The sequence below is a fragment of the Fontibacter flavus genome, from assembly GCF_042432905.1.
Taxonomy (GTDB): Bacteria; Bacteroidota; Bacteroidia; order Cytophagales; family Cyclobacteriaceae; genus Fontibacter; species Fontibacter flavus.
This window is the reverse complement of record NZ_JBHLWI010000028.1, coordinates 86,433-112,485: the sequence shown is the minus strand read 5'-3', so window position 1 is coordinate 112,485 and position 26,053 is coordinate 86,433. Positions and strand designations below refer to the sequence as shown.

Annotated in this window: 22 protein-coding genes and 1 tRNA gene; 7 read left to right on the top strand and 16 right to left on the bottom strand. The window is 41.4% G+C overall.

What is annotated here, in order from left to right; genetic code table 11:
* Positions 1–5 precede the first annotated feature (5 nt).
* The 3 genes from panB (at position 6) to ACFFIP_RS10175 (ending at position 3,659) form a co-directional block, all read left to right on the top strand.
* On the top strand, positions 6–827 hold the full coding sequence (gene panB / locus ACFFIP_RS10185; protein ID WP_382387516.1) for a 3-methyl-2-oxobutanoate hydroxymethyltransferase: 822 nt from the start codon (positions 6–8) through the stop codon (positions 825–827).
* A 200-nt stretch (positions 828–1,027) separates the two neighbouring features.
* Entirely contained in the window at positions 1,028–2,938 is a 1,911-nt protein-coding gene (locus ACFFIP_RS10180) for an ATP-binding protein (RefSeq protein ID WP_382387515.1), read from the top strand.
* 103 nt (positions 2,939–3,041) lie between these two features.
* On the top strand, positions 3,042–3,659 hold the full coding sequence (locus ACFFIP_RS10175; RefSeq protein ID WP_382387514.1) for a response regulator: 618 nt from the start codon (positions 3,042–3,044) through the stop codon (positions 3,657–3,659).
* A 122-nt stretch (positions 3,660–3,781) separates the two neighbouring features.
* On the opposite strand, the gene ACFFIP_RS10170 is transcribed toward ACFFIP_RS10175, so the two are convergent.
* Positions 3,782–4,813 (bottom strand): hypothetical protein, encoded by a 1,032-nt coding sequence (locus tag ACFFIP_RS10170; protein WP_382387513.1) that lies wholly within the window; start codon positions 4,811–4,813, stop codon positions 3,782–3,784.
* Positions 4,814–4,945: 132 nt separating this feature from the next.
* Complete coding sequence (locus tag ACFFIP_RS10165) at positions 4,946–7,054, bottom strand: T9SS type A sorting domain-containing protein (RefSeq protein ID WP_382387512.1); 2,109 nt, start codon at positions 7,052–7,054, stop codon at positions 4,946–4,948.
* Positions 7,055–7,145: 91 nt separating this feature from the next.
* On the opposite strand from ACFFIP_RS10165, the gene ACFFIP_RS10160 reads away from it, so the two are divergent.
* Positions 7,146–8,444 (top strand): UDP-N-acetylmuramoyl-tripeptide--D-alanyl-D-alanine ligase, encoded by a 1,299-nt coding sequence (locus ACFFIP_RS10160; RefSeq protein ID WP_382387511.1) that lies wholly within the window; start codon positions 7,146–7,148, stop codon positions 8,442–8,444.
* Between the two features lie 87 nt (positions 8,445–8,531).
* Positions 8,532–9,212 carry a DUF2461 domain-containing protein gene (locus ACFFIP_RS10155; protein ID WP_382387510.1) on the top strand — a complete coding sequence of 227 codons (681 nt, stop codon included), beginning with the start codon at positions 8,532–8,534 and terminating at the stop codon, positions 9,210–9,212.
* A 57-nt stretch (positions 9,213–9,269) separates the two neighbouring features.
* Here the strand turns inward: ACFFIP_RS10155 and ACFFIP_RS10150 are convergent, their stop codons facing one another.
* The 10 genes from ACFFIP_RS10150 to ACFFIP_RS10105 form a co-directional block, all read right to left on the bottom strand.
* Complete coding sequence (locus tag ACFFIP_RS10150) at positions 9,270–10,088, bottom strand: Cof-type HAD-IIB family hydrolase (protein ID WP_382387509.1); 819 nt, start codon at positions 10,086–10,088, stop codon at positions 9,270–9,272.
* Between the two features lie 167 nt (positions 10,089–10,255).
* Positions 10,256–10,519, bottom strand: coding sequence for a hypothetical protein (locus ACFFIP_RS10145; protein WP_382387508.1), 264 nt, complete (start codon positions 10,517–10,519; stop codon positions 10,256–10,258).
* A 14-nt stretch (positions 10,520–10,533) separates the two neighbouring features.
* Positions 10,534–10,962 (bottom strand): hypothetical protein, encoded by a 429-nt coding sequence (locus ACFFIP_RS10140; protein ID WP_382387507.1) that lies wholly within the window; start codon positions 10,960–10,962, stop codon positions 10,534–10,536.
* 20 nt (positions 10,963–10,982) lie between these two features.
* Positions 10,983–11,498, bottom strand: coding sequence for a RidA family protein (locus tag ACFFIP_RS10135; RefSeq protein WP_382387506.1), 516 nt, complete (start codon positions 11,496–11,498; stop codon positions 10,983–10,985).
* 140 nt (positions 11,499–11,638) lie between these two features.
* Positions 11,639–12,862, bottom strand: coding sequence for a glycoside hydrolase family 57 protein (locus ACFFIP_RS10130; RefSeq protein ID WP_382387505.1), 1,224 nt, complete (start codon positions 12,860–12,862; stop codon positions 11,639–11,641).
* A complete protein-coding gene (locus ACFFIP_RS10125) occupies positions 12,859–14,148 on the bottom strand; it encodes a glycosyltransferase family 4 protein (RefSeq protein WP_382387503.1) in 1,290 nt (429 codons plus the stop codon). The genes ACFFIP_RS10130 and ACFFIP_RS10125 overlap by 4 nt, the downstream gene beginning before the upstream one ends.
* Before the next feature lie 10 nt (positions 14,149–14,158).
* On the bottom strand, positions 14,159–16,075 hold the full coding sequence (locus ACFFIP_RS10120; protein ID WP_382387502.1) for an amylo-alpha-1,6-glucosidase: 1,917 nt from the start codon (positions 16,073–16,075) through the stop codon (positions 14,159–14,161).
* A 109-nt stretch (positions 16,076–16,184) separates the two neighbouring features.
* Positions 16,185–16,325 carry a hypothetical protein gene (locus ACFFIP_RS10115; RefSeq protein WP_382387501.1) on the bottom strand — a complete coding sequence of 47 codons (141 nt, stop codon included), beginning with the start codon at positions 16,323–16,325 and terminating at the stop codon, positions 16,185–16,187.
* A gap of 105 nt (positions 16,326–16,430) precedes the next feature.
* Positions 16,431–16,506, bottom strand: a tRNA-His gene (locus ACFFIP_RS10110).
* A 73-nt stretch (positions 16,507–16,579) separates the two neighbouring features.
* Positions 16,580–17,929 carry a dihydroorotase gene (locus tag ACFFIP_RS10105; RefSeq protein ID WP_382387500.1) on the bottom strand — a complete coding sequence of 450 codons (1,350 nt, stop codon included), beginning with the start codon at positions 17,927–17,929 and terminating at the stop codon, positions 16,580–16,582.
* 137 nt (positions 17,930–18,066) lie between these two features.
* On the opposite strand from ACFFIP_RS10105, the gene ACFFIP_RS10100 reads away from it, so the two are divergent.
* Positions 18,067–19,425 carry a DEAD/DEAH box helicase gene (locus ACFFIP_RS10100; RefSeq protein WP_382387499.1) on the top strand — a complete coding sequence of 453 codons (1,359 nt, stop codon included), beginning with the start codon at positions 18,067–18,069 and terminating at the stop codon, positions 19,423–19,425.
* An 81-nt stretch (positions 19,426–19,506) separates the two neighbouring features.
* On the opposite strand, the gene ACFFIP_RS10095 is transcribed toward ACFFIP_RS10100, so the two are convergent.
* The 3 genes from ACFFIP_RS10095 to ACFFIP_RS10085 form a co-directional block, all read right to left on the bottom strand.
* Complete coding sequence (locus tag ACFFIP_RS10095; protein ID WP_382387498.1) at positions 19,507–19,971, bottom strand: hypothetical protein; 465 nt, start codon at positions 19,969–19,971, stop codon at positions 19,507–19,509.
* 218 nt (positions 19,972–20,189) lie between these two features.
* A complete protein-coding gene (locus ACFFIP_RS10090; protein ID WP_382387497.1) occupies positions 20,190–20,777 on the bottom strand; it encodes a hypothetical protein in 588 nt (195 codons plus the stop codon).
* A gap of 126 nt (positions 20,778–20,903) precedes the next feature.
* Complete coding sequence (locus ACFFIP_RS10085) at positions 20,904–22,400, bottom strand: M28 family peptidase (RefSeq protein WP_382387496.1); 1,497 nt, start codon at positions 22,398–22,400, stop codon at positions 20,904–20,906.
* Between the two features lie 200 nt (positions 22,401–22,600).
* Here ACFFIP_RS10085 and gcvP point away from each other — a divergent pair, with 200 nt between their 5' ends.
* Positions 22,601–25,495, top strand: coding sequence for an aminomethyl-transferring glycine dehydrogenase (gcvP, locus tag ACFFIP_RS10080; RefSeq protein WP_382387495.1), 2,895 nt, complete (start codon positions 22,601–22,603; stop codon positions 25,493–25,495).
* A gap of 195 nt (positions 25,496–25,690) precedes the next feature.
* Here the strand turns inward: gcvP and ACFFIP_RS10075 are convergent, their stop codons facing one another.
* The gene (locus ACFFIP_RS10075) at positions 25,691–25,951 is read right to left on the bottom strand and encodes a DUF4834 family protein (RefSeq protein ID WP_382387493.1); all 261 of its coding nucleotides are present in this window, start codon (positions 25,949–25,951) and stop codon (positions 25,691–25,693) included.
* Positions 25,952–26,053 lie beyond the last annotated feature (102 nt).

The window sequence follows — 26,053 nt, the reverse complement described above, 5'->3', positions numbered from 1 at the left end:
TCGACATGTCTGTACACCAATCATCCAATATCAAAAGAATCACCACGCATATCCTGCAGGAAATGAAAAACAATGGAGAAAAAATCTCCATGCTCACTGCCTATGATTACTCCATGGCCGCTCTAATTGATGGAGCGGGAATAGACATCATTCTTGTAGGTGATTCTGCTTCCAATGTGATGGCTGGTCATGAGACGACCCTACCCATCACCTTAGATCAAATGATCTACCATGCCACATCTGTTGTCAGGGCGGTGAAGAGGGCTTTTGTGGTGGTGGACATTCCCTTTGGTTCTTATCAGGGAAATAGCTCTGAAGCGCTTCGCTCTGCGATCAGGATCATGAAAGAATCCGGTGCCCATGCCATTAAAGTGGAAGGGGGTGCGGAAATCAAAGAATCAGTCATCAGAATTCTGAGTGCAGGCGTGCCAGTTATGGGACATTTGGGCCTTACCCCACAATCCATCTATAAATTTGGCACCTATACCGTAAGAGCCAGAGAGGAAGCCGAAGCCCAAAAACTATTGGATGATGCCAAATTACTGGAAGAGTGCGGCTGCTTCGCCATCGTACTGGAAAAAATACCAGCCAGCCTTGCCAAAAAAGTAGCAGAAACTGTCAGCATTCCTGTTATTGGAATCGGAGCAGGCGGAAATGTAGATGGTCAGGTACTGGTTGTCCACGACATGCTGGGCATCACACAGGAATTCAAACCAAGGTTTCTGAGACAATATGCCGATCTTCAAACCATCATCACGGAAGCGGTTCAGCATTACATACAAGATGTAAAAGCCAAAGATTTTCCAAATGAAAATGAGAGTTACTGAAAAATCAGTAACTCTTTTTATTTGATGCATTTTGAAATAAACTCATTCCTTTTTCTAATGAATTTTTTATATCTTATTTGATTGATCCTTTCACTTGACCTATGAAAAGCCCAGCCTATCATCAAATATTGTTGTCAATTTGCTTTTTTCTACTTCCTACTATAAACACCCCCGCTCAAAACCAAATAGCACTAGACAGCTTGAAGGAAGTAATTCAAACTACAAAGCTGGATAGTGTCAAAGCTGAAGCCCTGATGGACCTGGCTTGGCAAAAGATGTATTCAGATTCTCCCGGAGCGCTAAAAGCTGCCCATCAAGGTGTGGCCATATTAGGCAAGGTTAACAGCTTGCGGATCGAAGGATATGCCTATACTGTAATCGGTGTGGTGCATTGGGTGGCAGCATCATATGATTCTGCAGCTTACTATCTTAACAAATCTGCTGATGCCTACATCCGCAATAAAGACCTTCGTGGACTTTCTGCTGTATATAACAATCTCTCTCTGATCTATCAAAACAAAAGCGACTACCCTAAGGCACTTTCTTTTGCGACCAAAGCTCTTGAGACAGCAGAGCAGATCGGTAATGAACAGATGACTGCTAATGCACTTTTTACTGTTGGAAACATTTATTACCTCATGGAGGAAAACGAAAAGGCCTTAGATCGATTTAGAAAAGCCCTTTCCATTAAAGCTAAACTGAACGACAACCAAAACATCCAAAAAATCTATCTAAATCTGGGATCTACATTCCATAACCTCAAAGAACTGGATTCAGCAGCCTACTACTATGCCCAGTGTGTGCAGAAATCAGAAGTATTAGGCGATCTAAAAGCTTTGTCCATAGCTTCTACTAATCTGGGCAACCTTGCCATGGATAACAATGAACCAGGCAAAGCACTCATCCATTATCAAAAATCAGCTGAAATCTATCAGAATAACCTCCAAAATGACTACGATCACAGTCTTCTCTTGCATTCGCTCGCCAAAGCACACATGCAATTGGGGAATTACACTATGGCAGAAAACTTTGGAAAACAATCTCTAGCCCTTTCAGAAAAAATCGATGATGACAAGAGACTGGTTGCCGCTCACACAGTACTGAGTGAAATCTATGAGAAAAAAGGGGATTACAGAAATTCGCTGGCCGCCTATAAACAGGCTCAATCTTTCAGAGACAGCATCTTCAATATAGAAAAGGCAGGGCTTTTGGCAGATATTGAAACGAAATACGAAACAGAGAAAAAAGAGGCACAGATCATCCTTCAGGAAGCTGAAATAGCTGAGCAAAAAGCCAATAACCAAAGAAATTTGATCTTAATATTTTCTCTTTTCATCATCTTAATCCTAGTCTCAGTACTTTTCCTCCTCAATCAAAACCGACAGAAAAAAACTCGCCTGTTACTCATTCAACAAAAAGAAATTGAAGTGAAAGAGGCTTATATCAATGCTGCATTGGAATCACAGGAATTGGAAAGAAAAAGGTTTGCGCAAGACCTTCATGATGGCTTTGGCCAACTTATTTCAGCCCTTCGAATGAACATCTCCAATCTAAAGCATATGGAAAATGATTTGGTCACCAAAAGCAAAACAGTAGATCAAAGCGAAAAAATCTTACAGGAGATGCATACAGAAATAAGGAGTATCGCCTTTAACCTGATGCCAGCTACTTTGATCCAATTTGGACTAAAGGAGGCTGTAAATGAATTTGCACAAAGACTCAACAGCACAGGAAAAATCAAAATCTTAGCCGACACACAAGAACTGTATGGAAGACTTACGGAGCTTCAGGAAATCTCCCTTTATCGGGTGATTCAGGAATGGGTCAATAATATCATCAAGTATGCACAGGCTAAAGAAATCACCATACAATTGGTAAGACATGATGAAGAGCTTAGCGTTATAATTGAAGATGACGGAAAGGGATTTGATCCTTCCGATTTGGAGCAATCCGAAGGTAATGGATGGCGAAATATCCAATCCAGACTTCACAGAATCAAAGCAGATTTTGAAGTTGACAGTCAACCAAACCGCAAAGGATCCAATCTGATAATCGATGTACCGGTGGCGCAACTAGAAGAGGATCCAGTGATAGAATCGATAGTAAAATAAATACCCACCAGCACGGATTTATTAGAACCTCTGTGGAGTGTAACTTGCTGAAATGTTGGCAAAACTTCTCAGGACATTCAACTTCAACAAAAACATAAGGACCATGAAAGTATTTCTGGTAGATGACCACGCCATTTTATTGGATGGGATCAAGAGCATTTTGAGTCAGGAGGAACAGTTGCAGATTATTGGTGAAGCCAATAATGCGGAGGCCGCTGTAGACTTTATAAAATACCATGCAGTAGACTTATTGATCACAGATTTTAGCCTTCCGGGAATGGATGGCCTTGCTTTGGTTCGTTTGGTAAAAAAAATCAGCCCCACTACTAAGATTATCTTACTTAGCATGCATGACGAAGTCCACTTGGTCAAAGAAATCCTCAAAGAAGGCATAAGCGGTTATGTACTCAAAAATGATTCCCACAAAGAGCTCCTTCAGGCAATTGCTGCTGTCAAAGAAGGTAAAATCTACCTGAGCAATGACATCAATAAAATCATCATCAACAGCCTGCAATTCCCTGATGAGGAGCGCATGCTTACTGACAGGGAAAGGGAAATATTGAAGTTGATTGCACAGGAATGCTCCAACAAGGACATTGCCGAAAAACTTTTTATTTCAGAGCGTACAGTTGAAACTCATAGAAAAAACATCTTTCGGAAAACCAAAACCAATTCTTTGGTGGGGTTGATCAAGTTTGCTTATGCCAATAACCTGATCTAAACCCATTCCCGAATTATTCTTCCCTGAAAAAATCAGATAGCCCTTTTGTTTCCCTGAAAATAGAGGAAAGACCAAAAACAAAAAAACCTAGGCTTTCGCCTAGGCTTCGGTCAGTAAGTCACTTACTTACCTTTGGCCCCAACGACCAATGCTTTTGCAAATTCTTTTGAATACTGGGTAAAAAGATCCTTTGCGGCAGCAATGTAATCTTCCTTGCTCATTTCTACTATTCTTGGATCGAAATCAACATTCGGCGCACTCAAGGCAAAGAATTGCTTGAACAGGCTTTCAGCCTTACTCTTATCCGAATAAATATTGGCATTGTATTCTTTTTCGGACACAAACTCTCCTACCAAGCTTGCTGGTCCTGAGTTAGGCCCTCCTTTAGGTGTAATAAAATCCACAGTATTATAAGTGATTCTCATTTTTGGTAAAATTTTCATTTCTGCTGTAGTGGATTTCCTTTTAACCCCTGCGTCAAGCTTGACATCCAATTCTACAGTCGAAAAATCAATGGTTAGGTTTTGTAAAATCATTCCAGCGTTTGTTTCAGCATGGACTTTCTTCATCATACCGTAAAAAGCAGGACCTCCACCTTTCATCATAGATTTTTCATCAAACATAAATAGGGTGTTGTCTGGATAAACTTTGATTGTTCCAAATCCCACATCATCAGGATTGGCCTTGCTCTGCTTCTTATCTGTCTTGTCTGAATACTTTTCCTTTACTTTCTGAAAACTTTCCATCTTATCGACTTCCTCCATTTTCAAAATGTTCAGACCCGCCTTTTGGATTTCATTTTCGAGAATAGCATGGAAATCATTGGCCAATACCTGAAAATCTTCCACCTCCATACCTGCATTTAAAATAGTGGTAACCCTAGCCGAACCTGACTGTCTTCCGCCATACTGCCCCCCTTTACTATGGGCAGCCATGCTGTTTGCAAATGCACTCAAGCCGGATTCTTGTTGGACTTCCTTAGTTTCAACATAGGTCTCAAATGCTATTTGCATTTGTGGAATGTAAAAAGATTCTTGATTTTTCAGAGACTTGTTGTAAAAACCTTTCGCTCCAAATCCAGTAAACATTTCTTGAGCCAGCAGCGCACTTGCTGAAAACGCAAAGACTGCTGCAGATAGAATAAATTTTTTCATGATTTTTCGGTTTTCGTTGGGACAATAATTATTTGTCCAAAATTGTAAAAAGCGATATCATGAGACTATACCTTTAAAATAGTATTTTGATGTACCCACTAGTACGGATACCAAAGAAAAAAATTTCAAAACTTATTTTCTAATAACTATTTTTTTATTTAACCGACCTCCTTTTTCATTTGTCAATTGCAGAATATAAACGCCTGGGGCCAAGAAACCTGCCTGAATCTCCCTTTCCTGATTGCTGTCAACCGGGATGTTGTCAAACATCACCTGTCCCAACATGGACACCAAAGAGGCTGTGGCATTTTGTGAGGCTATAATTTTGAAATCCCCATCAGATGGATTCGGATAAACCCTTACCAAAAACGATTCCTCACTGGGACTCGGTAAATCTGATGCGAAGGCAAGATATTCGAGTCCACCGGATGTATTGCCCAGCAACAAGTCGTGACCAGCAGAAAAAGGCTGCCTTAATGACGTGATCCATGTATTTCTGCCAAATCTACTTTGACTATTTTCACCATTGAAGAGCTTTAGCTGAACAGAGACCCGCTGAGACTGATTCATAAAATCAGGTATAAACACCAACACTCCTCTTTGATCCACCGCATACATAGATGGATTGGTATCCTGAAGTACATGGACCGTCAAGTTTCGGCTGGCAGGATTATCTGAATAACCTAAAAAATCCCTACTGACTAAGCTGGCTGTTCCTGTACCAAAGTCCATCTCAAAAAGCACAAGTTCCCCGGTCTGTCTGGCCAGCAATAAATAATCCTTTCCGGCATAAGTAAACAGCTCCACATGATCCAAGGCTCTGACTCCTGTCACCGGTAAAGTCAACTCTTTCATGGTAGCAACATCATTTGAATTACCAAAAAATATCTTTCGCTGCAACTGGAAATTAACCGTATCCACTCCAGTCACCCAATAGGTGTTTTGGCGGGAGACATTCTGGTATTCAAAGTACTGAAGGTCTGTCAAATCCAGCGTCGAAAGGTTAAGGTAGTCAACTTCCACTAGTTCCCATTGATCACCCTCTACCAAAATCTTATACCCTACACCCACCACTTTTCCTTCCAGGTTACTGTTTGATGTCAATATCAACTCTCCTGCATCCCTGAAGCCTTTGAAAAACGGCCTGGTGTTTTCTCCCAAATCAAAAATTTCAGACTGTAGAAATGGTTCCGCTCCCCCACCTTCACTTGAGATCCTGAACATATTTCTGGAATAATCCGCTTCAAATACACCTGCGATAGATGAGGAATTGATACTGACAACTAAATTATCCCTCCATAAATACGAGGCATGAAAAATCGGGAATTCAGGCAATTTACCATATCCGGGCAGCTCCAGCGCAAATTCATCAAATAATGGTTCTGCATTAGTCCCTTTATTGGGGAGGTAATACAAAGTCCTGCATTCATCCCTACCTACCAATAAATCAAAAAAACCGTCTCCATTAAAATCTTCATACAAAGCGGAATGTCCTCCTGCATGTTCAATACGAAGGTTTACCTCCTCTTCGACTATTCTCCCCATCGGCAACCCCGCACAGGTAATCCCAAAACTGATCTGTCCACAGGCACAGATTTCAAACCTGCCCCATCTTGACTCAGGAAATGCAAAACCGTCTATATCGGCTACTCCCTTCCTCTCCACACTGGTATTCTTATACATCTCCAAATAATCCCCTACCACAAAATTGAAAGCCACAATATCCAGGTCTCCATCTCCATCGATATCTTTGATGACCGGGATATCCAATAAATTGGCCTGTACATTGGAGCCATTGTCCAGACGGAGGAAATTCTGAGCAACCTCCCATTGAGGGAATGGACTTCCCGCAGGACTGATATTTCTATATGCCTTTATCCCAAAAGGATTACTGGTAAAAAGGTCTTTTCTACCGTCACCATCATAATCAGCCAATACCAGAAAACCGTTGACATCTGAAGGAAAATAATAGCTCATTTCAGGAATAAACTGAAATTCTTCCCCTTCTACTTTAAATACCAAAATTCTCCTGGCATTGATATCCCAAATGACCAACTCCTCCTGACCATCCCCATTAGTATCCATTTCCTGAAATTGAGCGGCATTGATCCCAACTGCAAAAGGCATTGGTATCGCCTCTCCTTCCCTATTTAATCCACGGGTTTGGTCAAAGGAGAAAGTCTGTTGGGCATCCACCCCAAAACTTATAAAAATCATTGACCATAAAAACAGATATTTCATCTATCTCAAATTTGAATTCCTCAAATTAAACGATAGATTTTTACATAAGATGTTTTTTAAAGCTTTAATTTTATGCGTCAACAATGCTGATATGAGAACAGAACAACTTTATTCCCATTTTCTACAATCCACGGGTGTAAGCACAGACACCAGAAAAATCGACAAGGGCAATATTTTCTTTGCACTCAAAGGACCTAACTTTAATGCCAATGATTTTGCAGCGAAGGCCTTGGAAATGGGAGCATCCTTAGTAGTGGTGGACGAAGAAAGGGTTTTGATTCCAGGTGATGAGCGCTATTTTTTGGTGGATGATGTATTGAAAGCATTGCAGCTCTTGGCCAATCACCACAGAAGACAGCTGGAGATTCCTATCATAGGCCTGACTGGAAGCAACGGAAAAACAACCTCCAAAGAACTGTTGCATGCCGTGCTGAAGCAAAAATTCAAAACTTCAGCAACCGCTGGCAATCTGAATAACCATATCGGTGTACCATTGACCTTATTGTCCATCCCAAAGGACACAGAAATAGCCATCGTGGAGATGGGGGCAAACAAACAGGGGGATATCCAAGAGCTTTGTGATATCGCTGAGCCTACCCATGGCTTTATCACGAACATAGGCAAAGCTCATCTGGAAGGTATGGGCGGACCTGAAGGAGTCTTGAAAACCAAAACAGAACTGTACCAGCACCTAAGAGCCAATATGGGTACTGTTTTTATCAATTCTAAGGATCCTATCCTTTCCAACATGGCCAAGCGATTTATCAATCCGGTAATGTATCCTGCCAAAGGAGACTTTTGTGAAGTGGAATTTGTAGGAGCAGATCCATTTGTAAAATTCAAGGTGGAAGGCGATGAGCGTGAGCACTTGAGTTCTTTGATTGGTGCCTATAATTTCGGAAATATCGCCACCGCTATCACTATTGGAAAATTCTTTGGAGTAACTATGGACAAGGCTATAGAGGCTGTAGTCAATTACAAGCCATCCAATATGCGCTCGCAGTTGCTGGAAAAACGCTCCAATCTGATCATCCTGGATGCCTACAATGCCAACCCTTCCAGCATGGAAGTGGCCATCAATACTTTTGGCCAAATGACCGGCAAAAAATATAAAATGGTCATCTTAGGAGATATGTACGAATTGGGCGACAGTACAATAGAGGAACATAAGAAATTGGGCGAACTGGTCGCGAAGCATAATTTTGATAAAATCTGTTTTACGGGTAAACATATACAAGTCGCCCTGACCACTGCTCCTATAAGGTCTCTGTACTTCCCAGATCCTTTTTCATTCAGAAACTGGCTTCAGGACTCCAAACTGGAAGATCATTTGATCCTGATCAAAGGCAGCAGAGGAATGAAATTGGAGGGTTTGGTGGATTTTATTTGATATATTCAGTAGGAGAAAAACCTTGGAAATTGATTCACATTCCAACCAAATCGGTTTTGTTTTGTTTCTCATTTAAAGAACTTCATCATGAGCAAAAACTATCTTCCTTTTCTGACCGAACTCGCAAAAAACAATCACAAAGACTGGATGGATGCCAACAGGGATTGGTATCAAAAGGTCCGTTCGGAATTTTTAGAAGATGTTGAAGAGCTGTTGAAGGGCATCAGCCTTTGGGAACCTGAACTTTCTACTTTCAAAGCCAAAGACTGCGTATTCAGGCAAAACAGAGATATCCGTTTTTCGGCCAACAAAAACCCTTACAAAACCAATTTTGCGGCCTACTTTGCTGTAGGTGGCAAAAAATACAACGGCCCTGGCTATTACCTCCACATTCAACCGGGACAGAGCTTTCTGGCAGGCGGAATTTGGATGCCTCCTGCCGATATCCTCAAGAAAATCCGTCAGGAAATTGACTATTCGGGCAAAGAACTCCAGTCCATCTTGGAGGAACCTGAGTTTAAAAAATCATTTGGGGCGATGGAAGGAGAGCAGCTGAAAACTACCCCGAAAGGTTTTGATGCTGAGCACCCATTTATTGATTTTTTGCGCTTCAAAAGCTTTATCGTCTCCGCTCCCCTCACCGATAAGGAAATCAGCTCAGGCGAATTCAAAGAAAAAGCGATAGAAAATTTCAAAAAAATGAAACCTTTCCATGATTTCCTCAACAGGGCAGTGGATGAAGCGGAAAGCGGAGAAGGTTTATTATAAAAGCAAAATCCCCAAACCTGATTCTGCTTGGGGATTCTTTTATGTCTAGGGCAAGTGTTAAGCCAAAAGAAGCACTTCAATCATCACTGCTACGCCATCTTCTTTATTGCTCAACGTCACCCGGTCAGCTATAGATTTGACTTCTTCCCTCGCATTGCCCATAGCAACTCCCAGGCCTACGGCCTGCAGCATCTCCATATCATTATAATTATCCCCAAAGGCCATCACTTCATCCATGCCAATCCCAAACTTCCGTTCTAATAACAATGCAAGCGCAGAGGCTTTAGATATTGTCTTGGGGGCAATTTCGATGTATGTGTCTTTGGATCTATATAGGTGCAGCGCAGAACCTAAATGCTGTTCAGCCTGCCGATAGAAAAGTTCAATTTCCTCCGCAGCCCCCATACACATCACTTTATGGGCTCCTTTCATCCCCGACTTCCACATTTCCAAAACCTGATCCAGCTGTTTAACAGTTGGTTCTACCCTAGTGTTCCTCGCTTCCCTTTGTGCCCAATAGTCCATCTCTGGTTCATACCATTTTTCACCCTGATAAAGGCTCACGTGTATTTCGGTTCCACGTGCGATATCAACCAAAGCCTCACAATGTTCCAGTAAAATCGGTGTATCATGGACTACCTCCTCTTGCTCATCATGGATGACAAAACCACCATTATAACAAATCAAAGGTTCTCCCAATCTACCCATATCCTGTTGTAAATGGCGCATCGCATCAGGCATCCTGGAAGAAGCAAGGATGATGGGAAAATCCTTGGGCAACTTGGCAATGGCCTGAAGTAATCTAGGGGACAACACCCTATCCCCATTTAATAACGTACCGTCAATATCGGTACAGATGGCATTAATCTTCTGCATGAAGTCTTTTGAAATCTGTGGGCAAAATTATCAAAAGGGCTGGACATTTCTCTGTAAACTCCCAAGTAATCCCCTTTCCAAATCACAAAAATGAAAGTCTGCTTCAATTTTATCTCATTTGCTCACACAAAATTCGAAAGACCTATGATACAGTATAAAGATTATTTTTAATTGAAGTCAAAATCATTAAAAACCCCTGTCACGGCGCCAACTCCCATCAGGATCAGGAAAATAATACCCAGCCCAAAAGCTACTGCGTACCATAGCAGTTTTGCTTTTGCCCAGTTGGCTTTATTGGGATTTCCATTTTTATCAATGGCCCATACGACTAGCATAATCAGTCCTAAAATAGGAATATTGGCTATAAAAATGCTTAAAAACCAGTCTCCTGTATTCACAGGTGGATGTTTGAATTCTTGATTAAAGTCCATATGATTTTTGGTGTTTATTGTAAGAGATCCTCCACTTGAAAACTATATTCGCTCATGGCCATGTTGTCAGGCTGAAAAGGATCTGTCTGTATGAAGACAATCCTGATAGTCTGGTATTCATAGATTTTGGAATATTCCTTTGCATAGAGTTCGGCACATTTCCTCGCGAGGTTCTCCTCACTGTAATGCATATCCGGTCCTTTGCCATTGATAAGCCGCAACTCTATCTCAGCTTGGGTTTCACCATCAAGATGCTGCTTGGACATACTGACCTCTACCCTTTCAAAATTACCCAAGGCCAAAATTTCAGGAGAAGGGAAATATCCTACTCCAGCCATTTTTTCCATCCCCCACATGGCTCCTTTAATCAGGTTTTCGGGATCACAGGCACAGGAGGAAAGCATCCCTGCAATCAAAGCAAGAAGAACTGTTTGCTTTTTCATAAATCCCAAATTTAAGACCCTTACCGAGCTGCCACTGCCTCAATTTCAATCAAGAGATCCGGATTTGCCAAGGCATACACAGCAATGGTTGACCTGGCCACCTTATTGGGGTTTTCAGCATTATTGAAATATTCCCCATAAGCCCTGAACCAAGCATCCCAATCGATTTGGCCATTTTTATCAGGAGCAAGATAAACTCTTAAAAAGAATACCTCTTCCATGGTAAATCCTGCCTCTCCTATTGTCTCCTTGATCCTTTCCAAAATACCAATACTTTGTTCATACGTATTTCCATAACGCATGTAAGTACCTGGCTCGGCGTTTTCATCTTTTACCGGTGCTACCAATCCTGAAGTATAGAAATACTCCTTACCTTCAGGAATATAAACCCCTCTTAAAATACTTGCGTCAGGCCTATCGTACCTGACAATAAAATCTTCTTGTTCCTCTTCTTGCTGGACTTTTTCGTTTCCATCTTGCTGATTGCATGAAGCTAAAACAGCAAAGGAAAACAGCAGAACAAACAGTTTATTCATAGCATTTATTGTTTATATAAATTCAAAAAGGGCCTGCACCAACAGGCCCTACAATCAAACATTTCTGATCATTACTCAAATCACCATTATGATTGAGCCAATTTAAGGCAGTTCAAATATCCGATACCGGCCAAATTGCCTCAGACTTCTTCCTTACCGACCGTTTCCAATTCCTTTTCCTTATTCTTTACCCTAAGAATGAAATCACTCAAGACATTCATATAATTGATAAAGGCATCATATGGCGTTTCATAATGGCTGAAATACGAGTGCACAGCTCCATCAGAAAAGAACTTCGTACACATGTAATAGAAATGATCCGATGTCTGCAGGTAATTCCAGTCTCTTTGGATTTCGGGATTGTCAATCTTTTTGACCTTTGCTTCCAGCTCATAAAGCTTGGAAAAAGCCTCATTTTGCAGGTCGTTCCCCAGCCATGCGGTCAAATCCCTTTCTTCATCCGCCCAGGAAATCGGTACAGGAACATTGATTTTAGCTATTGGCTTTGCCGCTCTTGCGACTTCAGTAGTCGTACTGAAACCGAAATTGGTATGGTTAAATACGGCTGCAGGAAGACTTTTCATAAATTCAAAGATGCCTGTTTCCGCCCATTGATGCTCTCCAAAGGTTTCATAATCCATAAACAGGTTTAAAACTTCCTGTTCTTTTGGAATTGCATTGATCCAGTTGACAAATTTTTCAGTTGTCAATGGATAATCAGACCAAGTTTTATTACTGAAGCGGAAAGCAATGTCATCACTTAACTGAAAATTTTTCAACAAAATTTTCAGGTTAGGGTCAATGGCATTCTGATAAACAAAGTTTGGACTTTTCCATCCAAGGATATGCTTGGCACCTTCTGTCAACATGGCTTCATATCCCATCTCTGCCACCATTGAACCAATTTTGTCAGAATAGATCAACTCAGTATTCCTGAATACCTTTGGTTGGTATCCATTAAACAAACGCTTGATTTTTGCCTGATGACTTTCTACGCTTCTTTTAAACTCAGCAGGACTGACCAGTGAGCAAAGCGCATGGGCATCAGTCTCACTCAAGAGTTCTACTTGTCCTGTATTCACCAGTCTCTGAAAACTCTCCAGCACATCTGGGGCATAGGCTTCAAACTGGTCCAGACAAACACCTGAAATGGAAAAAGTCACTTTGAACTTCCCATGATTACTGTTGATCAGGTCTAACAACAATGCATTCATGGGTAGATAGCATTTTTGAGCGACTTTTCGGATGATGCTTTTGTTACTGTAATCATCCCAGTAATAATGGTCATCGCCTATATCAAAAAAACGATATGGCTTTATTCTGAATGGTTGGTGTACCTGAAAATAAAAGCAAATGGTTCTCATGGTTGTTCTTGGTGTAATTTTTCGTAAACAGTAACTAGTTTGGCAGCAACATGCTCCCACTTCAAATTTTTCAGTTCCTCACTTCCCAACTCCTTGAACATCTTCGCAATACTTTCATAATGAAGAAGTCCAAAAATAGCATCTGCCATGGCATCCACATCCCAAAAGTCAATTTTGATGGCATTGCGAAGCACCTCAGCTACTCCGGACTGTTTGGATATGATCACAGGGGTACTGTGTCTTACGGCTTCAAGGGGAGCGATACCAAAAGGCTCAGACACAGAAGGCATCACATAAACATCTGATATGGCATACATATCGTCCACGTCCTGTCCTTTCAAAAATCCGGTAAAATGAAAGCGTGTCCCCATTCCCAACTCGGCTACCCTTTCCACCATTTTATTGAGCAGATCTCCATTACCTGCCATCACAAATCGTACATTGGGATCACGTTCGATCACTTTTTTTGCTGCCTCCACAAAGTATTCAGGCCCTTTTTGAAAAGTGATCCTTCCTAAGAATGTGACTATTTTTTCAGGCACATTCTTTTTAATGGTAGAATGAATGATACTGGCATCCAATACCGCATTGTGCAGCACACTGACTTTATCAGGATCTACCCCATATTTTTCGATCACAATCTTTCTGGTCAAGTGACTTACCGCTACGACATGGTCTGCAGCCAATAGGCCTGCTTTTTCCAATTCGTATACCGGACCTTGTCCTCCACCTTCTCCAGCACGGTCAAATTGTGTAGCATGGATATGGGCGATTAATGGCTTTCCTGACATTTCTTTCGCAGCTATGCCTGCAGGATATGCCAACCAATCATGGGCATGGATAATATCATGTTCTTTGGATTTGGCTATCTGGGCAGCGACCAATGCATATCTGGAAACTTCCTTCATCAGGTCTTTTCCATACTTCCCACTGAATTCAAATTTGTTGGAAAATACACTCTCATCCACATCTGTACGATCGTGTAGCGCATAGTCAGTGTACTTTTTAAACTCTTCCGGTCCAAGATAAGGAACCAGGAAGCTGCTGACTTCCAAGTAGGTGAGGTTTTTCCAGATATTCTTGAATTTCTTCTCCCTATAATCTATGGTGACATCACTGGCACTCACAAAATCCGCTAAAGGTTCTTCATCTCCCCACAATTTAGGCACCACAAAAATGATATCCTGCTTGTGATGGACTAGGCCTTTGACCAGTCCATAACAGGCTGTACCCAAACCTCCGGAAATATGTGGTGGAAACTCCCACCCAAACATTAAAACCTTCATAAAAATCTATTTAAATTTTATTCACTAAATGCATAATTCTCAACAACTCACCTACACTCCAGGCTTGAGAGATAGATCCTTTTGGACGGTGCGGAGGATCTCCATCGTAGATCTCAGCCACTGTCCCCACACCATATTGGGTCATCACCCCGTCAAAGCCTTTGATGATTTTCTCCACGAAATGCTTCCCTGACTTTCCATGCAGCTTGATATAGCCATCTACAAAGTGACCTAAGAGCCAGGCCCAAACTGTTCCGTTGTGATATGCCTGATCTCTGGAGAACTGATTCCCATGGTAATATCCTTTATAACTGGGATCATCGGGGGCCAAAGAACGTAAACCCCTACTTGTCAACAACTTTGATTTGACAATTTCCAAAATGGAATCCATTTGAGCTTCCTCCAATGGGGAAAAGGGCAAAGATGTCGCGAAAATCATATTTGGCCTGATCGCCCAATCCTTATACGTACCATTGACATAATCCGCTAAATACCCTCTCTTTTCATCCCAAAAAACTTCATTAAAGGAGTTTTTCACTTGTTCCGCAAGTTCTTTTACCTCTTCATCACCAGTGAGTTCATGATAAAAACAAAGGGCATTGTACCAAAGGGCATTGATCTCTACTGGAGAACCTATCCTCGGTGTGACAGGGCCATCTGAATTAACCGCATCCATCCAGGTCAGAGCAAATCCTTCCTGTCCGCCCCAAATAAGCCCATTGTCCAACATATGAATATTGTAGTCTGTTCCTTTTCTGAAGCCGTCTATGATCCCTTTCATTTTACCCAGATACTTGGATTTAATGATTTTTGGATCCCCACCGAAATTCATGAATTGTTGCAAAGACCAGAAAAACCATAAAGGCGCATCCATAGAAGCAAGGTTTCTCATCACTCCACTGCCCACATTTGGAAAAAGCGGACCATGCAAATCAGCCACCATCGTATCCATGATATCTAAAAATGTCTGCTTGTCACCCTGAGTTAAGACCAGTCCAGGGCTGGCAACAAAGGTATCTCTCCCCCACCAGCCAAACCATGGATACCCAGCAATGACATGCGTTTTACCATCCCGTCGTTGAATAAACTGACCTGCTGAATTGATCAGACAGTTTTCAAAATTATTTCTTGGAACCCTACGGGCAAGTTCTTTTTCAAAAGCACGCTGACGGGTACTTGGATCTGCTTCAGTTAGACCCGCCGAGAAAATTACCGATTCCCCCTTCGAAATATCAAATTCAAAATATCCGGGAAAGTAAAGGTCTTCCTGATATTCATAACCCCGCTCCCTTTCCATGATATACTCAAAATTGTAATACCACTCCGGTTTTGAATGAAACTCATTGGTTTTTGAAAGCTGGAGAAATAAAGGAGAGTACTGTGGATACAGTTGAAATTCCGCACCATTGGCAACAGACTTAAATCCCTTGTTGAGCTGATCATTGGCCTTCATCAAGTGATGGTAGCCCCTGAAGGCGAGAAATGGCTTTATCTGGATTTTGGTAGGTGAGTGCGCATCTAAAAGGGTATAACGGATCATCACCCTATCCCTATTGGTGTCCAAAATCAGCTCCTTCTGCAACAACACGCCGCCTACCCTGTAGGTGAGCTTTGGGATAGGCTCTGAATCAAAATCCTCTAAATATTTATGACCTCTGGGAGAGTAATTTCCGGGAAACTTGCTGATGCCAAGATTGAAACTTGCTCCGTGTTGAATTACTGTCTCGTGAACTGTAGAAAGCATCACGTGAAGCTGCTCATCTATTTGTGGCTGTGGAACCACTAAAAGACCATGGTATTTTCTAGTGTTACATCCTATAATGGTAGTACTCGTATAGCATCCTCCTCTGTTCGTTCTGATGATTTCCCTTTCCAGGGAGTAATTAAGGTTAATTAATTGGGTCTTATCAAAGTGGATATAACTCATGTTTTAAAAATTTTGAGATTTGCATAAAAATACTTTTTTAAGCGTGAAAGAAAAATAAAATGGCACAAAAATAAAGGTTATGTTTCCATAACCTTTTGTATTTTTTTCATCAGGAGCTCAATCCTTCTTTTTGCAATTCCTCAAAGTTCTTAAGAGACTCTTCAAACTTGGACACATAAAGCTTTACGACTTTCAGGTCTACAGGTCTAATCTTCGGGAATTTTGGCGAAGCTTTAAATAGTGTAAACATGCCTTTGTTCAATTTTTAATAACAGTTAGACAAAATTTATGCCATTTGGGTTCATTGCATCACATAAAAACTAAAAAACCCCTTCTTTAAAGGGGTTTTTTAGTAGGGTGGAAGACCGGACTCGAACCGGCGACCTCTGGTGCCACAAACCAGCGCTCTAACCAACTGAGCTACAACCACCATTTTAAACATTTTCAGGGGCTTTCCCCTGAATGGAATGCAAAGGTAATGTTTCGGTTTTTTCTAAGCAATACTCAGTCCTGTATTTTTCTGGAAAATTTTAACCTTTGTCCTTTTTGTTCTTCATAGAATGTCCCGTTTTCGTACGCCAAATGTCCGGATACTATGGTATGGGTTACTTTTGACCTGAAAGTATGGCCTTCAAAAGGAGACCAGCCGCATTTGGAAAGTATATTATCTTTCTCCACTGTCCATGGATTATCCAAGTCAACTACAACCAAATCGGCATGATATCCCGGTCTCAAATAGCCTCTTTTTTCGATTTCAAATAAGATAGCGACATTATGACACATTTTTTGGGCAATTTCCTCCAGCCTTATTTTCCCGGCATGATACATATCCAGCATAGCGACCAGAGAATGCTGCACCAATGGCCCTCCTGAAGGCGCAGAGGTATACGGCTTGCTCTTTTCCTCTAAAGTGTGTGGTGCATGGTCAGTGGCAATCACATCGATATGTCCATCTAAAACACCTTGCAGGATCCTGTCCCTATCTTCTTTGGATTTGACAGCAGGGTTCCATTTGATCAGGTTTCCTTTTTCTTCATAATCCTCCTCCGAAAACCACATGTGATGGATACAAGCCTCAGCAGTAATTCTTTTTTCCTCCAAAGGAAGCGTATTGTCAAATAGACCTACCTCCTTTGCTGTACTGATGTGCAGAATATGGAGTTTGGTACCGTATTTCCTCGCCAGATCCACTACCTTTTTTGAGGCATCATAACATGCTTCAGCAGTCCTGATTTTAGGGTGAAATTTCACAGGGATATCATCTCCATATTCCTTTTTGTAATGATCCAGATTCTCTTTGATGATGTTGTCATTTTCGCTGTGTGTGGCGATCAATAGTTTACACTCTCTGAAAATCCTGTCCAGACTTTCAGGATTATCTACCAGCATATTTCCGGTAGAAGAGCCTTGAAATACCTTGACACCACAGACATTTTCAGGATCGACTTTCAGTATTTCTTCTATGTTATCATTGGTGGCACCAAAAAAGAAAGAGTAATTGGCCAGTGATTTTTCAGAGGCAATACGGAATTTATCCTCCAATAATTCAATTGTAACGGTTTGGGGAACGGTATTGGGCATTTCCATATAGGAGGTAATCCCTCCTGCTACTGCTGCCTTGCTTTCTGTGTAAATGTCCGCTTTATGGGTCAATCCAGGTTCTCTGAAATGAACCTGATCATCAATAATTCCTGGAAAAATATATTTTCCACTGGCATCAATGGTTAAATCTGCTTCAAATTCGGAGAGGTCTTTTCCCATGTTATAGATCAATCCATCCTTGATCAAAATATCAGAACGGGTAATCTTGCCTTCATTTACTATATTTGCACCGGTAATTAATATACTTTTCATCAATCTCTGTGATTTGAATGGTTTATTGATTTCTTAGACGCAAAACCCAATTGTTGGTTGTCAATAAATTCAACCCGTTTAAACACAAAAGTGTTCGATTCACAATTCTTTTCTGCACCTTTCAAAAATACTAAAACATGTCCGATAGCCCTTCAACTTTTGAAAATTTTAAATTGAATAAACAACTTTTGGAAGCTGTGGCTGATGCTGGCTATACCAAACCTACTCCTATACAGGAAAAAGCCATTCCTTTGGCCTTGGCAGGACATGATGTGTTGGGAATCGCCCAAACAGGCACGGGAAAGACAGCTGCATATGTGCTGCCCCTCTTGATGAAAGCCAAATACGCACAGGGAATGCACCCTAGGGTATTGATTCTAGCGCCCACAAGAGAATTGGTCATGCAGATTGAGGAAGCTGTCACTACTTTCGGAAAGTATACCGATCTCCGCTATGTATGTCTTTATGGGGGCTTGGGACCGAAGACGCAAATTGAAAAGTTACAGCAAGGTGTGGATATTGTCATTGCTACGCCTGGCAGATTCATGGATCTCTATAAAAAAGGAGAAATCTTCACCAAAGAGATCAAAACCATGGTGTTGGATGAAGCTGATAAAATGCTGGATATGGGTTTCATGCCCCAAATCCGGTCTATTTTGGAAATAATTCCGGTCAAAAGACAAAACCTGTTATTCTCCGCAACTTTCGGCAGCAAGGTTGAAAGGCTTTCACAAGAGTTTCTTGAATTTCCGGAACGTATAGAAGTAGCTCCTCAGGCCACCACAGCAGAGACCATACATCAGGTCAGATACTTTGTTCCAAATATTAAAACCAAGATCAACCTGTTGATGCACCTTTTGGAAGACGAGAGTTTTTCCAGAGTGATTATTTTTTGTAAGTCAAGAAAGAATGCAGAATCTGTATTCAATTACTTGGAAAGAAAAAAATTGGGAGAAATCAGGGTAATCCATGCCAATAAAGGGCAAAACACCCGGATCAATTCTATGGATGATTTCAAATCAGGTGAAGTCAGGATCCTTGTAGCTACAGACGTAGCAGCAAGGGGATTAGATGTCAGCATGGTAAGTCATGTGGTCAACTTTGATGTGCCGTTGATCTATGAAGATTATGTTCATAGGATCGGCCGCACAGGAAGGGCCGAAAACGAGGGTATGGCCGTGACCTTCATCAACCCTGCGGAAGAATACCATTTTGAAAAAATCCAGGATATCATCCGCATGGAAGTTCCTACTGTTCAGATTCCTTCAGAAGTAAATATTTCCCCTACTCCATTTGAAGAGAAACAAGGTTACGAAAGGGAAATAGATGGACAAAAAAGAAGGGAAAACCCTGACTTCAAAGGTGCTTTCCATGAGAAAAAAACCAAGCATAGGCCCAAGACAGAGCAGAAGAAAGAGAAAAGAGGCAATAAAAACTCCAAAGCCAAAAGAAACCGTAACCAGCTTAAAAGTCAGGGGAAGTATAAGAATAAATAAAGGATGAGGTGTAAGGCGGAAGGCGGATTTCAAAATTAACTTTAGAATTAAGTTCGCCACCCGCTTTTCATATCCTTAATATTAGTGAATCCTCTTCATAATACTCGAGCAATTTTCTACACAAACTTTATTCCCCTGGGGAGATGAAAGGTTTAATATGTCGTTTTGCCTTTTATCCTGTTCCAAAAATTCCGTGAACTTAGCCATCATTTCACCTTGATAATCAAACTCACAGTCAAAAGAAAATTCAATCTTTTGCAGTACGGGGTCATATTGATACTCACCTGAGTTACACTCCTCAAATCTTGTATAGATAAAAGTATTGTTATCAAACAAACTTAGATAATATCCATCTTCCACCTCAAACCAATCATAGGCAGGAGGATTCATTGAAGCATCCACCAAGTTGAATGAACGGTCAAGTTGCCAGGTTCCTATGATTTTTTTGGAATAGTCTAAAGTCTCTGGAACATTATCCTCTATCCCGCAAGCAGAAACAAAAAAAGTGATCAGGAGTACTATCGAAAAAGCTTTTGTTCTCTGCATATTTAAATTCTAAACTTCTTAAAACTACACCTAATTCATTAGATATCCAAAAAATCCTTCTTGCAGTCCTTAGCTCATCGGCATAGTGGTTTGGTTATGACCTCGACGTTTTCCATTTTCGAATTTCAAATATTAATGAAATCCTTCATTCCATTATAACTTTGCATATCCGCCTTTCGAAATCCGAAATCTTTTGTCTTAAGTCTTGATTCTCACCTCTAATCCCTCGGCGGATTGATCATAATATGTGCCCTATGTGTTCCTGGATCCATGATCCAGGGCATGGCCGGACCTGATGGTCTAAGTGGCAAACCCGTACTTGCTGCTGTGGCCCAAGGAATATAGACCACATATCTGAGGTAAGTATCTTTAACTTCCCCGGTCTTTTCATTGTAATCTGCAGCATCTGCCGTCAACACAAACAAGATTGAACCTGGATTTGGCATTTTCAGTTTGCCGCTTTTGGCTTCCGCCTCTCTGATATCAAATATTTCCTGAGAAGTCTTTCCTTCCTTCTTCAATTGTCTTCCCCTTTCCATAAAAGGGTCAAGATCTTTGTGGTAACAGGAAACATTGAATCCTGGGCTACTTGGATCATCCGACAAACAGATGAGGGTATTTGTTCCTTTTTTCAGGACTATAAAACTCCCCTGTGCATCATAGCCATATACCGATGCCCCTTCTTTCAATTCATCCGGAGCAGCCATAAGGGCAGTTTTAATCTGAATATCCTTACTGGAAATTTGTTGGGCAGAAGCAAAGCTGACCAGCATCAAAAGGGTAAATAATGGAAGGTATAATTTCATAGTAGCTAATCTAGGGTTGACTTGAAGATAGCATATTTATCTGAAAGGAAAAAGACCTGCAGAACTTACCGTCCTGCAGGTCTTTTAAGCTTGACTTTTTCTATCCAAAGGCAAATACCTTCAAGATTATCTATCCAATCTGGTATTGGTACCATCTACAGGAGTTCTCTGCTCTCTGTTGGCTAGATCCCAAGCCGTATGGAATATAAGCTTGGCTCTTTTAGTCATCAAAGGAAACTCTATTTTATCCACTGTATCGGTATGCTGATGGTAATCATCATGTACACCATTGAAGAAGAAAATCACAGGGATGTTGTGCTTCGCAAAGTTGTAATGGTCAGATCTGTAATAGAATCTGTTCGGATCATCTTCTGCATCATACCTGTAATCCAAAATCAGGTTGGTATAAGTGATGTTGTTGTATTCATTGATCACTTTCAGATGAGATGAAAGCATTTCAGATCCGATAACATAGATATAATCCTGATTTTCAGCATCCTGATACTCATAATCAATCCTACCCACCATGTCGATATTGATATTATTTACGGTGTTTTCCAATGGGAAAATCGGATTATTGGAATAGTACTCCGAACCCAAAAGACCTTTTTCTTCACCGGTCACATTCAGGAACAAAATACTTCTTTTTGGCTTGAAGCCATCTTTGGCGGCAGTTGCAAAGGCCTCCGCAATTTCCATAACCGAAACAGTTCCGGAACCATCATCATCAGCACCATTGTTGATCCTGCCCTGACTGTCAATACCGGTATGGTCATAATGGGATGAGATTACCAAAACTTCTTCTTTTTTATCCGTTCCTTCCAAGAAAGCCAACACGTTCTCTGTTGGTACAGGTTTGTTTTGCTTTTTCACCTGATACGAGACTTTTTGAGACTTGATGGATTCCGGGTTGTTCTTTGCAGCCTCTTTCAATATTTCTACAGGCGTTTCAAATAAGGCGCCCATTTTCTCTGTGCTTACCAAGAAAATCGGTTCCTGCTTGGTAGGCTGTTCAAAGCCCAATCTACCTCTTGTGCTCAAAGATTTATACCAATTGGCCATACGGTCAAAGTTGGCCTGACCTTCCATGGTCACAATCACGATACCGGCAGCACCGGCATTCATCACTTCAGGCACCACAGTCTGTGCCCTGCTACCAACTGCCCAAAGACCTACAAGTTTGCCTTTTACATCTACTTTTTTAAGGTTTTCCTCATTGGCCAAGCCTAAAAACACCAAATCAGTTTTGGCCACTTTAGTCATATCGGCATCTCCGATGAAGATAAAATCCTCATTGTTCACCAATTTTTGCTTGCCAACTGTCAAGCTTATATTTGGATAAGAAACTGAAGAAAGGTTGAATTTCTGGAAGTAACTACCATCTACAGGACCTTTTAGTCCTAATCCACTGTAGAAATTAGCCAAATATTCTGCGGCCATTTTTTGGCCTTTAGCACCAGTATCCCTGCCTTCCATTTCATCTGAAGCCAAAATACTGAGATGTTTTTCCAAGTCTGCTGCGGTGATGGTTGACGCATATTTCATTGCTGTTGCATCCTGTGCACTGGCATTAAAAGACAGCATCAGCCCAAGAGCTCCTGCAAATAAAAATCTCTTTTTCATACGTTACATTAAGGTTTATCGAATTTAGGCTCTAAACATAAAAATTATTCCTAAAACATTAAAACCGTTTATCAATTTGGGTGTTTATACCTCTATATTTATTGGGCATAAAAAAACAATATCTTTCAATAATTCATACCTTTGCACTACGAAAATTCAATGAGGATATAACCCAAATAATTCTCCTACCATATTCGATTATGAAAATTAATCTCAATCCCTCCACAAAGTTTGAAAACAGACATAATGGCCCTTCTTCAGAAGAAATCTCCCACATGCTTAATGCCATTGGAGCTGCTTCATTAGACGAGCTGATCGATCAAACTATCCCAAAATCCATTCAATTGGAAAAGCCTTTGGATCTGCCTCAGGCAAAATCTGAGGCGACGTTTTTGAAAGAGTTCAAAGAGTTGGCTTCTAAAAACAGGATCTTCAAATCATTCATCGGCATGGGCTACTACGATACCTTTGTACCGGGAGTGATTTTGAGAAATATTCTTGAAAATCCAGGTTGGTATACCGCATACACCCCTTATCAGGCTGAGATTGCTCAAGGAAGGCTTGAAGCATTGATCAATTACCAGACCATGGTAATGGAACTGACGGGCATGGAGATGGCCAATGCATCCCTTTTGGATGAGGCTACTGCAGCTGCTGAAGCCATGACCATGCTGGACGCATCCAAGCCAAGAGAAAAGAAAAACGCCAATAAGTTTTTCGTAGACGAGAAAGTATTCCCTCAGACCAAGGATCTATTGATCACCAGGTCTGCACCTATCGGCATTGAGTTGGTGATTGCACCTCTTTCTGAACTGGATCTGACAGACCCAAATCTGTTTGGTGTCATGCTTCAATATCCTAACCTAGACGGTGAAGTGATCGATTACAGCGCATTGGTAGCTACAGCTAAGGAAAATAACGTACTGACTGCATTTGCTACAGACCTTCTGAGCTTGACGCTTCTAACTCCTCCAGGGGAGATGGGTGCTGATGTAGTAGTAGGTACGAGCCAAAGATTGGGCGTTCCTATGGGCTATGGAGGTCCTCACGCTGCATTCTTTGCGACCAAAGAGGCTTATAAAAGACAAGTTCCTGGTAGAATCATCGGTGTCTCTATCGACAAGGATGGCAACAAGGCCTACAGAATGGCTTTGCAGACCAGAGAACAACATATCAAAAGAGAAAAAGCTACTTCCAACATCTGTACTGCACAGGTATTGTTGGCGGTGATGTCCGGCATGTACGCAGTTTACCATGGTCCAAAAGGCCTAAAGGAAATTGCGACAAGAACACATGGACTTGCCCAATTGACTGCCAAAGCCTTGAAAGAAATGGGCTTTGAACAGAGCAATACCAATTTCTTTGACACCATCAAAATCAAAGTGGATGCTGTGCAGCAATCCAAAATCCAGGCTTTCGCCCTTTCTGCTGAAATGAACTTCAGGTATGAAGAAGGTGCAATTTTATTGGCCTTTGATGAGGTGAAAACATTGGAAGATGTGAAAGATGTTGTGGAGGTTTTCGCTAAATCCACGAATCAAAAAACACAGCTCAACTGGGATGCCCTGATTGACAGTCTGGAAATCAACCTTCCTACAGGTTTGGGTAGAAAATCAGAATTCCTTACCCATCCAGTTTTCAATCAATATCATGCTGAGCATGAGATGTTGAGATATATCAAGAGATTGGAAAACAAAGATCTTTCCTTGGTTCATTCTATGATTTCATTGGGCTCTTGTACCATGAAATTGAATGCCACCACCGAAATGATCCCGGTTACTTGGCCGGAATTTGGTCAATTGCATCCATTCGCACCACAAGATCAGGCAGCTGGTTATTACGAAATGTTCCAAAATCTGAGAAACTGGTTGACTGAAATTACCGGTTTTGCCGATACTTCTTTGCAACCTAACTCCGGTGCACAAGGTGAATATGCCGGTCTGATGGTTATTAGGGCATATCACCAAAGCAGAGGTGACCACCACAGAAATATTGCTTTGATTCCAACTTCAGCACATGGTACCAACCCGGCTTCTGCGGTAATGGCAGGCATGAAGGTAGTGCTGGTAAAATGTGATGAGAGAGGCAACATTGATGTGGAAGATTTAAGAGCCAAAGCAGAAGAACATAAAAATGAGCTTTCTTCTCTGATGGTAACTTACCCATCTACCCACGGTGTATTTGAAGAAGCGATCCAAGAAATATGTCAAATCATCCATGACAATGGAGGACAGGTTTATATGGATGGCGCCAATATGAATGCACAGGTAGGTCTGACCAGCCCTGGTAGAATCGGTGCTGATGTTTGTCACCTGAACCTACACAAAACATTCTGCATCCCTCACGGTGGTGGTGGACCTGGCATGGGCCCAATTTGTGTAGCACAGCACTTGGCTCCTTTCCTACCTGGAAACCCTGTGGTCAAAACAGGTGGAACACAGGCAATCAATGCGATTTCCGCAGCACCTTTTGGCAGTGCTTCAATCCTACCGATCTCCTATGCATACATTGCAATGATGGGCGGTGAAGGCTTGACCAATGCTACCAAAATTGCCATCCTGAATGCCAACTATATCAAAGCCAGATTGGAAGCACATTATCCAATCCTGTACTCAGGTTCCAATGGAAGAGCAGCCCACGAAATGATTTTGGATTGCAGAGCTTTCAAAGAAGTAGGTGTAGAAGTGGAAGATATCGCCAAGCGTTTGATGGATTATGGCTTCCATGCTCCTACTGTTTCCTTCCCTGTAGCCGGTACTTTGATGGTAGAGCCAACAGAGTCTGAGACTTTGGCTGAACTTGACAGGTTCTGTGATGCCATGATTGCCATCCGTTCTGAAATCCAGGAAATCTATGACGGCAAAGCAGACAAGGAAGATAACGTATTGAAAAACGCTCCGCATACAGCAGGTTTGGCCTTGGCTGACACCTGGAACTTCCCTTACAGCAGAGAGAAAGCGGTCTATCCACTACCATATGTGAAAGGCAACAAATTCTGGCCTACAGTAAGAAGAATTGATTCTGCATACGGTGACAGAAACTTGGTATGTAGCTGTATTCCGGTAGAAGAATATGCAGAAACTACAGCAGAATAAGCTGTTTTGAATAGATAAAAAAAGCCGATTGGGGAATCCAATCGGCTTTTTGTTTGGTATAAGTGCAAGATGTAGAACAGGGCGAAAGTGGAATTTCGAAAGGCGAAAGTCGGAATTACAAAATACCCCTTCCGAAATCCCTCTTTATAGATATTTGGTCTTATATCTTGTATCTAGGGTCTCGCTTCTCCCTACTCAATCCTTCACTTCCTCATAATCGACATAATCCCCACCCTTGATTTCTTTGGATCTTTTTTCCTGATATTCCCGGGGAATATGGTCTACATTCACGTCACCTTTTCCGCCTCCTCTTCTTCTTCTTTCTTCTTCTCTTTGCAGGTCATTGGCGTGATTGACAAACTGACTCAGTTTGCTTCTTAAAAAAAACTGCAGGAGCTTAGAGAAAATCCAAGAAAGCGCAATAGCAATTAAAAGAAACTTAAATATAAATCCCATGTTTAGACTTTCAGATGTGAGAAGTTAGACATAAGACCGCATTTTTTAACAAAAAGACAGACATAAGATGTTGTTGAAAATGGTTTTTCAACCCAAATCTTA

Coding starts and splice junctions, on each gene's coding strand:
- ACFFIP_RS10160 (WP_382387511.1), top strand. CDS start 7,146: ATGAGAACAGAACAACTTTATTCCCATTTTCTACAATCCACGGGTGTA.
- ACFFIP_RS10095 (WP_382387498.1), bottom strand. CDS start 19,971: ATGCAGAGAACAAAAGCTTTTTCGATAGTACTCCTGATCACTTTTTTT.
- panB (WP_382387516.1), top strand. CDS start 6: ATGTCTGTACACCAATCATCCAATATCAAAAGAATCACCACGCATATC.
- ACFFIP_RS10165 (WP_382387512.1), bottom strand. CDS start 7,054: ATGAAATATCTGTTTTTATGGTCAATGATTTTTATAAGTTTTGGGGTG.
- ACFFIP_RS10085 (WP_382387496.1), bottom strand. CDS start 22,400: ATGAAAAAGAGATTTTTATTTGCAGGAGCTCTTGGGCTGATGCTGTCT.
- ACFFIP_RS10135 (WP_382387506.1), bottom strand. CDS start 11,498: ATGAATAAACTGTTTGTTCTGCTGTTTTCCTTTGCTGTTTTAGCTTCA.
- ACFFIP_RS10130 (WP_382387505.1), bottom strand. CDS start 12,862: ATGAGAACCATTTGCTTTTATTTTCAGGTACACCAACCATTCAGAATA.
- ACFFIP_RS10140 (WP_382387507.1), bottom strand. CDS start 10,962: ATGAAAAAGCAAACAGTTCTTCTTGCTTTGATTGCAGGGATGCTTTCC.
- ACFFIP_RS10105 (WP_382387500.1), bottom strand. CDS start 17,929: ATGAAAAGTATATTAATTACCGGTGCAAATATAGTAAATGAAGGCAAG.
- ACFFIP_RS10170 (WP_382387513.1), bottom strand. CDS start 4,813: ATGAAAAAATTTATTCTATCTGCAGCAGTCTTTGCGTTTTCAGCAAGT.
- ACFFIP_RS10150 (WP_382387509.1), bottom strand. CDS start 10,088: ATGCAGAAGATTAATGCCATCTGTACCGATATTGACGGTACGTTATTA.
- ACFFIP_RS10100 (WP_382387499.1), top strand. CDS start 18,067: ATGTCCGATAGCCCTTCAACTTTTGAAAATTTTAAATTGAATAAACAA.
- ACFFIP_RS10090 (WP_382387497.1), bottom strand. CDS start 20,777: ATGAAATTATACCTTCCATTATTTACCCTTTTGATGCTGGTCAGCTTT.
- ACFFIP_RS10155 (WP_382387510.1), top strand. CDS start 8,532: ATGAGCAAAAACTATCTTCCTTTTCTGACCGAACTCGCAAAAAACAAT.
- ACFFIP_RS10145 (WP_382387508.1), bottom strand. CDS start 10,519: ATGGACTTTAATCAAGAATTCAAACATCCACCTGTGAATACAGGAGAC.
- ACFFIP_RS10175 (WP_382387514.1), top strand. CDS start 3,042: ATGAAAGTATTTCTGGTAGATGACCACGCCATTTTATTGGATGGGATC.
- ACFFIP_RS10120 (WP_382387502.1), bottom strand. CDS start 16,075: ATGAGTTATATCCACTTTGATAAGACCCAATTAATTAACCTTAATTAC.
- ACFFIP_RS10115 (WP_382387501.1), bottom strand. CDS start 16,325: ATGTTTACACTATTTAAAGCTTCGCCAAAATTCCCGAAGATTAGACCT.
- gcvP (WP_382387495.1), top strand. CDS start 22,601: ATGAAAATTAATCTCAATCCCTCCACAAAGTTTGAAAACAGACATAAT.
- ACFFIP_RS10125 (WP_382387503.1), bottom strand. CDS start 14,148: ATGAAGGTTTTAATGTTTGGGTGGGAGTTTCCACCACATATTTCCGGA.
- ACFFIP_RS10075 (WP_382387493.1), bottom strand. CDS start 25,951: ATGGGATTTATATTTAAGTTTCTTTTAATTGCTATTGCGCTTTCTTGG.